1 rRNA gene is annotated in these 232 nt (G+C 53.0%); it reads left to right on the top strand.

Annotated elements, in window-relative coordinates:
- Window positions 1-232, top strand: a 16S ribosomal RNA gene (locus tag ACTHSL_RS14305); the annotation flags it as partial.

The raw sequence follows: 232 nt of genomic DNA, 5'->3' as shown, positions 1-232 counted from the left end.
CCTACGGGCGGCTGCAGTGAGGAATCTTCCGCAATGGGCGCAAGCCTGACGGAGCGACACCGCGTGGAGGACGAAGCCTTTGTTGGTGTAAACTCCTTTTTTCTCCGAAGATAATGACGGTAGGAGAAGAATAAGAAGCAGCAAACTACGTGCCAGCAGCTGCGGTAATACGTAGGCTTCAAGCGTTATCCGGAATTACTGGGTGTAAAGCGTCTGTAGGCGGCAGAGTAAG

The organism is Neisseria sp. P0008.S010, assembly GCF_051962715.1.
GTDB classification, from domain to species: Bacteria; Pseudomonadota; Gammaproteobacteria; order Burkholderiales; family Neisseriaceae; genus Neisseria; species Neisseria elongata.
The sequence above is the reverse complement of the archived record's forward strand: the minus strand, read 5'-3'. Positions and strand labels throughout refer to the sequence as shown.